General features: G+C 72.4%; 9 protein-coding genes. 5 read left to right on the forward strand and 4 right to left on the reverse strand.

From position 1 onward, the window contains the following. Window positions 1-49: 49 nt before the first annotated feature. Window positions 50-256, reverse strand: a complete 207-nt coding sequence (locus HTZ82_RS18820) for a DUF5999 family protein (protein ID WP_175410581.1) — start codon at window positions 254-256, stop codon at window positions 50-52. Between the two features lie 336 nt (window positions 257-592). After that, window positions 593-1,186 carry a hypothetical protein gene (locus HTZ82_RS18825; protein ID WP_175410582.1) on the reverse strand — a complete coding sequence of 198 codons (594 nt, stop codon included), beginning with the start codon at window positions 1,184-1,186 and terminating at the stop codon, window positions 593-595. A 489-nt stretch (window positions 1,187-1,675) separates the two neighbouring features. On the opposite strand from HTZ82_RS18825, the gene HTZ82_RS18830 reads away from it, so the two are divergent. Both HTZ82_RS18830 and HTZ82_RS18835 read left to right on the forward strand, forming a co-directional pair. Beyond that, complete coding sequence (locus HTZ82_RS18830) at window positions 1,676-3,208, forward strand: glutamate--cysteine ligase (protein WP_175410583.1); 1,533 nt, start codon at window positions 1,676-1,678, stop codon at window positions 3,206-3,208. Between the two features lie 121 nt (window positions 3,209-3,329). Then, complete coding sequence (locus HTZ82_RS18835) at window positions 3,330-4,136, forward strand: CPBP family intramembrane glutamic endopeptidase (RefSeq protein WP_175410584.1); 807 nt, start codon at window positions 3,330-3,332, stop codon at window positions 4,134-4,136. 78 nt (window positions 4,137-4,214) lie between these two features. On the opposite strand, the gene HTZ82_RS18840 is transcribed toward HTZ82_RS18835, so the two are convergent. Further along, entirely contained in the window at window positions 4,215-5,030 is an 816-nt protein-coding gene (locus tag HTZ82_RS18840) for a PhzF family phenazine biosynthesis protein (RefSeq protein WP_175410590.1), read from the reverse strand. A 145-nt stretch (window positions 5,031-5,175) separates the two neighbouring features. Here HTZ82_RS18840 and HTZ82_RS18845 point away from each other — a divergent pair, with 145 nt between their 5' ends. Beyond that, entirely contained in the window at window positions 5,176-5,808 is a 633-nt protein-coding gene (locus HTZ82_RS18845) for a PadR family transcriptional regulator (protein ID WP_175410585.1), read from the forward strand. A 19-nt stretch (window positions 5,809-5,827) separates the two neighbouring features. On the opposite strand, the gene HTZ82_RS18850 is transcribed toward HTZ82_RS18845, so the two are convergent. Continuing rightward, the gene (locus HTZ82_RS18850; protein ID WP_175410586.1) at window positions 5,828-6,013 is read right to left on the reverse strand and encodes a hypothetical protein; all 186 of its coding nucleotides are present in this window, start codon (window positions 6,011-6,013) and stop codon (window positions 5,828-5,830) included. Between the two features lie 193 nt (window positions 6,014-6,206). On the opposite strand from HTZ82_RS18850, the gene HTZ82_RS18855 reads away from it, so the two are divergent. Together HTZ82_RS18855 and HTZ82_RS18860 are read left to right on the forward strand one after the other, a co-directional pair. Next, complete coding sequence (locus HTZ82_RS18855; protein ID WP_175410587.1) at window positions 6,207-6,800, forward strand: Clp protease N-terminal domain-containing protein; 594 nt, start codon at window positions 6,207-6,209, stop codon at window positions 6,798-6,800. A gap of 64 nt (window positions 6,801-6,864) precedes the next feature. Further along, the coding region (locus HTZ82_RS18860; protein WP_175410588.1) for a DMT family transporter at window positions 6,865-7,773 on the forward strand (909 nt) is incomplete at its 3' end.

Here is a 7,773-nt window from a genome sequence, read left to right on the forward strand (position 1 = left end):
CCGCGACCGGCCCCTTCGTCTCCGGATGATTACGCGGCGTATGTACCGCTTACGCGGCGGTCGTGACCCTGGCCGTGGTCAGCGGCCGGTGCGGGGCGATGATCTGCCCGTCCGGCAGCAGCTCGCCGGTGTCCTCGAAGAGGAGGACGCCGTTGCACAGCAGGCTCCAGCCCTGCTCCGGGTGGTGCGCCACGACGCGGGCCGCCTCCCGGTCCGGGGAGTCGGCGGTCGGGCAGGGTGGCTGGTGCTGGCACATGGCTGGGTTCTTTCGCTGCGGTGTGGAGTCTGTCCTGCGGCTCGATGCGGTGTTCATGGCCGCCCCCCGTCTTTCGATCGGTCCATTCCCAGTGTTGCCCCACGGGCGCGATTCCGCAGGGATTTCGCGGCAGCTCTTCCTACTGTTCAAGGACGTATCACCCGCGAGGATGGTTCAGCACAACCCCCCTGTCCCTTCGGGTGGTTCGGGATGGCCGGAGCGGACTAGTCCGAAGGGGCAGGCGGGACGCGCGCACGACGGTGCCCCGCGCCCGGGAGGACGCGGGGCACGCTGCCGGCCGGGTGCCGACCGGGGTCGGCTGCTCGTGCCGCGGGGTCAGGCCGTCGAGCCGAGCAGGGGCGGCGGTACGAGGCGTACCGCGAGCCGGGGCAGGAGGTCGGCGGCGCGGTGCGGGCGGTGCGCGGCGATCCCGGGAGGCGCGGGCGCCAGCGGGATCAGCACGTCCGCCCCGTCCAGCGCGCCCTCGGCGGGTTCGGCGGACGTGTCGGCGTGCAGCCAGAGCGTGATCATGTACAGCTCGGGCACCGACAGGAGGCGCGGCTGCCAGACGGACTGGGCCGCCTCGGCCTGCCGCAGGGCACGTTCGGTCGACGCGATGTACGGGCCTTCGAAGAAGTGCGAGAAGGCCCAGTCGCCGGCGGAGGGCACCGTGTCGGCGGCGGCCAGGGACAGCTCCCCGCCACGGATCAGGAACCGCCAGCCGACGAGCCGGGTGCGGGGCGCGCCGGCGGGCCCCGCACCCGGGCCGGCGACGTCCAGCACATGGACGGGAAGCGGGACCTCCGCGGTGAGCGGCCCGGGAACGGACCGCAGCGCGGGGGTGCCGGCCTCGCGGGCCGTCGGGGAGCCGAGGGCCGCGAGGACGCTGTTCAGTGCGGAGGGTGGAGCCTGGGAGACGTGGAGCGGCATGGTGGGTCGCCTCTCACTCAAGAGACAGAGGGGGAATGCGCGGGTGGGTGCGGACGACACTGTCAGCAGCGGGGCAGGAGGGGGCGCCCAGGGCGCCGTGACGGGCGCCGGCTCTCAGCCTCGTGGGCGGAGTTTATACGACAAATGTTCACACGGTGTTTCCGCTAGCTCGCCCCGATAAAAACGTCAAGACTGCTTCACGCCTCGATTCCTTGCCCTTTCCTCCGCATTTCGGGGAGCGTATCCGTCCCTGCCTGCCATGTTTCCCTCAGGGCGGACGGCCGAATCCAGTCGGCGTTTTTCACCACGCCGCACGGAGAGATCTGCTAGCCGCGCCATGCCTCCGGAATGTGCCGGACGGCTGACCGCGTCAGCCTAGCGGCAAAGCCCTGCCCGGCGAGGCGTTACGGATCGGTCCGGCTGGGCATCATCGTCCCTGACGCGAGCGGCGATGCCGCGTGCCGCCCACTCGAGGAGGGGAACACTTCGATGGGGGAGAAGGTCGTGGCAGCCGGGTTCGACCTGTCCGATCGGCAGAGGTACCGCGGGAAACTGCGGCAGTGCCTGGCGGCGCTGGAGCGGCTGCTCGCCGAGAAGCGTTTCGACCGCCCCCGGAATCTGATGGGGCTGGAGATCGAACTGAATCTGGCGGGCGCCGACGGGCTGCCCCGGATGATGAATGCCGAGGTGCTGGAGCGCATCGCGAGCCCGGATTTCCAGACGGAACTCGGAATGTTCAATCTGGAAGTGAATATCGCCCCCCACCGGCTCGGCGGCCATGTTTTCTCACAGCTCGCGGAGGAGCTGCGCACCGGCCTGGGATATGCCCACCGCAAAGCCGAGGAACTCGGTGCCGGCGTGGTGATGATCGGGATACTGCCGACGCTGACCCGGCAGGACGTGGAGATCGCGAACATCTCGGCCGGAGATCGCTATCTGCTGCTCAACGACCAGATCGTCGCGGCGCGCGGCGAGGACTTCGCGCTGGAGATCGACGGCGTGGAGCGGCTGCGCTGCACGGCCGCCTCCATTACACCCGAAGCGGCCTGCACCTCCGTACAGCTCCACCTCCAGGTCACCCCGGCGCGGTTCGCCGACGTGTGGAACGCGGCCCAGGCCGTGGCCGCCGTGCAGACAGCGGTCGGCGCGAACGCCCCGTTCCTCTTCGGGCGCGAGCTGTGGCGCGAGTCGCGCCCGCCGCTGTTCCAGCAGGCCACCGACACGCGGCCGCCCGAGCTCCAGGCGCAGGGCGTACGGCCGCGTACCTGGTTCGGGGAGCGGTGGGTGGAGTCGGCGTATGAACTCTTCGAGGAGAACCTGCGCTACTTCCCCGCCCTGCTGCCGCTCTGCGACGACGAGGACCCCCTGCGCGTCCTGGACGACGGCGGCGTGCCCGCGCTCCACGAACTCGTCCTGCACAACGGGACGGTCTACCGATGGAACCGGCCCGTGTACGGGGTCGTGGACGGCGTTCCGCACCTGCGCGTGGAGAACAGGGTGCTGCCGGCCGGGCCGACCGTCGAGGACGTCATCGCGAACGCCGCCTTCTACTACGGCCTCGTCCGCGCCCTGGCCGAGGATGGCCGTCCGGTGTGGACACGTATGCCGTTCGCGGACGCGGCCGCCAACTTCGACGAGGCGTGCCGCCACGGCATCGACGCCGAGCTGCGCTGGCCGCGCCCCGGGCGGGGCGGCGGCGTCACCGCCGTACCTGCCGTCAAGCTCGTACGGGACGAACTGCTGCCCCTGGCCGCGGCCGGGCTGGACGCGTGGGGGGTGGAACCCGCCGACCGCGACCGCACCCTGGGGATCATCGAGGAGCGCTGCCGTCGGCGGGTGAACGGTGCCTCCTGGCAGGTGGAGACGTTCCACCGGGCCGTCGACGCGGGGCTCGACCGCGAGGCCGCCCTGGCCGCGACGGCGCGCCGCTACCGGGAGCTGTCGCTGCGGGGCGATCCCGTCCACACCTGGCCGGTGCGGTTCCCGGGGCCGCCGTACCCGCGGCGCGGGGGCGGTTGCTGAGGGGGAGGGGCAGGAGTTCGGGAAGCTCGTACAGGATCCTTTTACGGGGACCCCCTGCGCACGTCGTGCCGGCGCGTCGGGCAAGCTGGACCGCGCGAGGACCACGACGGGAGGCGGCGGCGTGCGGGCAGGGTCAGAAGCAGCGGGCGGGACGCCCGGCACGCCGGCGGCCACCGCGTCGCACCGGACCCTGCGGAGCGAGCTGCTGCTCGTGCTGGCACTGTCGCTCGGCGCGAGCGCCGTGTCCTCCCTCATCAGCTTCATCGGGTCGCTGACCAGGCCCGGCGGCCTCAAGGACCAGGCGGCGACGCTCAACGGCTCGTACGCGCCGGGGCGGCCCTGGCTGGACCTGGCCTGGCAGCTGTTCGGCATCGCCACCGCGCTGGTGCCCGTCGTCCTGGTCGCGCACCTGCTGCTGCGCGAGGGCGCGGGGATGCGCGCGATCGGCTTCGACCGCCGCCGCCCCTGGACCGATCTGGGGCGCGGCGCCCTGGTGGCGGCGGCGATCGGCAGTGCCGGGCTCGCCTTCTACCTGGTCGCGCGGGCGAGCGGCGCCAACCTCACGGTGGTGCCCGAGGCGCTGCCCGAGGTGTGGTGGAAGTACCCGGTGCTCGTCCTTTCGGCGATCCAGAACTCCGTGGTGGAGGAGGTCATCGTCGTCGGATACCTGCTGCGCAGGCTCGGGCAGCTGGGCTGGTCACCGATGGCCGCGCTGGTGACCAGCTCGGTGCTGCGCGGCTCGTACCACCTCTACCAGGGCATCGGCGGGTTCATCGGCAATGTCGTGATGGGCGTGGTGTTCGTATGGCTGTACCGGCGGTGGGGACGGGTGGGGCCGCTCGTCGTCGCGCACGCGCTGCTCGACATCGTCGCCTTCGTCGGTTACGGGCTGCTGGCGGGCCACGTGGACTGGCTGCCCACGCCGTAGCTGCTACCCCGCGGGCCGTCAGGACCCGTCGCCACCTGACCCGCCGCTGACCCGCCCCCGGCCCGCCTCCTGACGCTGTCAGACCAGCAGGTCGCCCTCGATGACCGTGACCGCCGAGCCGGTCAGCAGCGTGCGCGTGCCCCTCAGTGCCGTACGGACGACGCCCGTGCGGGCACCGCCCTGGAGCCCGGTCAGCTCGTCCCGGCCGAAGCGGGCCGACCAGAACGGGGCCAGGGCCGTGTGGGCGCTGCCGGTCACCGGGTCCTCGTCGATGCCGACACGGGGGAAGAAGCAGCGCGACACGAAGTCGTGGCCGAGCGCCGGGTCGTCGGCGGGTGCCGTGGCGATGACGCCCCGCTCGGACAGCCCGGCGAGCGCCGCGAAGTCCGGGGCCAGGGCGCGGACGGCCTTCTCGTCCCGTAGCTCCACCAGCAGGTCGCCGATGTGCGCCGCCGTGTCGTGCACGGACACGAGCTCCGCGCCGAGCGCCTCGGCCAGGCCGCGCGGCGCCTCGACCGGGGTGAGCGTGGAGGTCGGGAAGTCCATCGTGAGCGTGCCGTCGCCGTTCGCCGTCGTGGTGAGGACGCCGCAGCGGGCGGCGAAGCGCACCGTGCCGGTGGCCCGGCCGGTGGTGTGCAGGACGTGCGCGGTGGCCAGCGTGGCGTGGCCGCACATGTCGACCTCGGTGACCGGCGTGAACCAGCGCAGCGCCCAGTCGGCGTCGCGGTCGGCGCCGGGCGCGAGCGGGTGCGCGAACGCGGTCTCGGAGAGATTGACCTCGGCGGCGACCTCCTGGAGCCGGCCGTCGTCGGGGAAGGCGTCGAGGAGCAGGACGCCGGCGGGGTTGCCGGAGAACGGGCGGTCGGTGAAGGCGTCGACGATTCGGATACGCAGGGTCATGACGCATGACCGTATGGGCGGCGTGACGCGGTGAGCCAAGGCCAATTCGAGGTTGCTGGACCTGAAGGCCTTGGCGAGCGACGTATTCCGATATATCGTTGACGCATCGCGACAGATCAACGATGGAAGGAGCGCAGTCATGCGTGCGCATGGACATGAACACGAACATGGACGCGGGCCAGGCCGCTGCGGGCCCGGGCATCACGGTCACGGCGAGTACGAGGCGCGGCGCGCCGCCTTCGGTCCGTTCGGGCCGGGTTTCGGCGGGCCCGGATTCGGCGGGGGTCCCTTCGGGGGCCGGGGCCGCGGAGGCGGGCGCGGCAGGGCGCGGCGCGGTGATGTGCGCGCGTCGATCCTGGCGCTGCTCAAGGACCGCCCCATGCACGGGTACGAGATGATCCAGGAGATCGCCGAGCGTACCGGCGGGGCCTGGAAGCCCAGCCCCGGATCCGTCTACCCGACCCTCCAGCTCCTGGAGGACGAGGGGCTGATCTCCAGCGAGAGTGACGGCGGCAAGAAGCTGTTCGCGCTCACCGAGGCGGGGCGCACCGAGGCCGGGAGCGGCCCGGAGGCTCCGTGGGAAGAGGCCGGCAAGGGCATCGACTGGGAGGCCATGAACGAGATAAGGCAGGCCGGGTTCGGGCTGCTGGAGGCGTTCGGGCAGGTCTGGAAGACCGGCTCCGCAGAGCAGCGGCAGAAGGCGCTCACCGTCATCAACGACGCCCGCAAGCGGCTCTACCTCATCCTCGCCGACGAGGACCGTGAGCACTGAGCCTCATCACCTCATCACCTCATCGCAGGTCGGGCTGCCAGATCTCCGCGGAGTCGAAGCAGTCCGAGGCGCGGGGCAGCCGCCCCTCGTCGTGGCAGTGGAAAGCCGCCCAGAACAGATCGCCCGGCCGCGCGTCCCCCGGTGCGTAGACCCGGTAGACGTACTGCCGGCCGTCCAGGGCGAGCAGGGCGACCATCCAGAACACGTGGGGAAGACGAAGCGAGCCGGGGAGGCGGTTGCCCGTGGGGCGCGGAGCGAGAGGCTGCGCGCCCCCGGGGCGAATGGTGTGATCTCCTCCCTGAGGAGGAGGAACAGGCCGCGGCGCCCGACCTCCGTGGGATACGCGCATGGTTCCCCGCGGGGATGTGTGGCGCGTCAGCGCCTGATGGGGTGGAACAGTGTGCAGTTCCACCCCGCGGGTGCCTCAGCGGCAGTCCGCCGATCACCGTTCCGCGATCGAGGCCAGACTCTCCGTCGAGCTGGCCTCGGTCCTCGTTGGTGCGCGGCGGAGGGCGGCGCGGGGCGGCGACCGCCAGATCGACACCGCCCATCTCCTCCACTCGCTCGTCGAGTCCGGCCCGGACGTGCGGGCCGCGTTCGGCGACGGGCGGCAGGTCGCCCGGGTCCTCGGCTATCTCGTCCAGCGCAGCATCGGCTACGGGCTGCGCTGGCAGGCGTCGGTCGAGGACTCGGGCGCGGTGCCCGTCGTGACGGTCGAGGGGGCGGAGCGGGAGGACGCGTCCCGGGGGGACGCTTCCCTGAGGGGCGTGTCGTGGGAGGACGCGTCTCAGGTGCCCGCGTGGTCGCCCGCCGTGGCCGCGGCGATGGAGGGCGCCCTTGCGCGGGCGGAGGCGCGGGGCGACGTACGGGCCGACGCGCTGGACCTGCTCGCCGCGCTCGCAGCGGACCCGCGGTGCCGCGCGGTGGAGGTGCTGACCCGCGCGGGCGTCGACCCGGAGCCGCTGGCCGCCGCCGTGCCGCGCACTCCGTAAGGCCGCCGTCTCAACAGGTGTCACGGCCTTTACGCTCCTGACGTATCCCTGTCATCATGTGCCGATGCACGCGTCTCAGGTGAGAAGCGCCGGCCTGGGACTGGCCCTGGCCTCGGCGTTCGCATTCGGTGGATCAGGTGTCGCGGCCAAGCCGCTGATCGAGGCGGGCCTCGACCCGCTGCACGTGGTGTGGCTGCGGGTGGCCGGCGCCGCGCTCGTGATGCTGCCCCTGGCCTGGCGCCACCGCGCGCTGCTGCTCCGCAAACCGGCCCTGCTGGCCGGGTTCGGTCTGCTCGCCGTCGCCGGTGTCCAGGCCTTCTACTTCGCCGCGCTCTCCCGCATCCCGGTCGGCGTCGCGCTGCTGATCGAGTACCTCGCCCCGGCGCTCGTCCTCGGCTGGGTCCGGTTCGTGCAGCGCCGCCCCGTGACCCGCGCCGCCGCGCTCGGCGTGGTGCTCGCGGTCACCGGACTCGCCTGCGTCGTCGAGGTGTGGGCGGGCCTCCGCTTCGACCTGCTGGGGCTGCTGCTCGCCCTCGGTGCCGCCTGCTGTCAGGTCGGCTACTTCGTCCTGTCCGACCAGGGCGCCGACGAGGCGGAACCCGTCGATCCGCTGGGCGTCATCGCGTACGGGCTGCTCATCGGCGCCGCCGTCCTGACCGTCGTGGCACGCCCCTGGGGCATGGACTGGCAGGTGCTGGCCGGTACCGCGGGACTGGGCGACACGGCGGCGCCGGCGTGGCTGCTGCTCGGCTGGATCGTGCTGATCGCGACCGTCCTCGCGTACGTCACCGGGGTCGTCTCCGTGCGGAAGCTGTCCCCGCAGGTGGCCGGGGTCGTCGCCTGTCTGGAGGCGGTCGTCGCGACCGTCCTGGCGTGGGTGCTGCTCAAGGAGCACCTGTCGGCGCCGCAGATCGCGGGCGGTGCGCTGGTGCTGGTGGGCGCGTTCATCGCCCAGTCGACGACGCCGAAGGCG

The sequence above is a fragment of the Streptomyces sp. TRM64462 genome (assembly GCF_013362995.1).
Taxonomy (GTDB): Bacteria; Actinomycetota; Actinomycetes; order Streptomycetales; family Streptomycetaceae; genus Streptomyces.

Excerpts from the sequence above, each read along its gene's own strand:
- HTZ82_RS18825 (WP_175410582.1), bottom strand. The coding sequence starts at position 1,186 with ATGCCGCTCCACGTCTCCCAGGCTCCACCCTCCGCACTGAACAGCGTC.
- HTZ82_RS18830 (WP_175410583.1), top strand. The coding sequence starts at position 1,676 with ATGGGGGAGAAGGTCGTGGCAGCCGGGTTCGACCTGTCCGATCGGCAG.
- HTZ82_RS18845 (WP_175410585.1), top strand. The coding sequence starts at position 5,176 with ATGCGTGCGCATGGACATGAACACGAACATGGACGCGGGCCAGGCCGC.
- HTZ82_RS18820 (WP_175410581.1), bottom strand. The coding sequence starts at position 256 with ATGTGCCAGCACCAGCCACCCTGCCCGACCGCCGACTCCCCGGACCGG.